General features: G+C 47.8%; 1 protein-coding gene. It reads right to left on the minus strand.

Annotated elements, in window-relative coordinates:
- A partial coding sequence (locus tag R8N47_RS25895; protein ID WP_318186193.1) for a YbaK/EbsC family protein occupies positions 1–648 on the minus strand: 648 nt, incomplete at both ends.

Raw genomic sequence — 648 nt, forward strand, 5'->3', positions numbered from 1 at the left:
CAACTCGATGTCAGAGAACATTACACCTGGGCGTTCTTTACGGTCATCAAATAGAACTTCGATTCCCATAGCAGTTAGTTCCGCGTATAGCTTCTCTGCTGCTTCTTTTACGCGCTCAGATTTGTGCATGTTCATTGGCACGATTGCTACTTGGAAAGGTGCAATTGCGTCTGGCCAAATGATGCCGTATTTGTCGTGGTTCTGTTCAATCGCAGAAGCAACAACACGCGATACACCGATGCCGTAACAACCCATCTCTAGGATTACATTTTTACCGTCAGGGCCAAGAACGCTACAGTTCATTGCTTCTGAGTAAACGTTACCAAGTTGGAAGATATGACCAACTTCGATACCACGTTTCAGCATTAGCGTACCTTTACCACATGGGCTTGGATCGCCTTCTACTACGTTACGCAGATCTTCTACTTGACCCAGTTCAACGTCACGACCCCAGTTAATACCGAAGTAGTGTTTACCGTCGATGTTTGCGCCAGCGCCAAAGTCGCTCATGACTGCTACGCTGCGGTCAACGATGAATGGCAGTTCAAGGCCTACAGGGCCAAGAGAACCAGGGCCAGCACCGATCAGTTCACGAATTTCTTCTTCTGATGCCATCTCTAGTGGAGAAGCCACTTGAGGTAGGTTTTC

Source organism: Vibrio sp. 2132-1 (assembly GCF_033344315.1).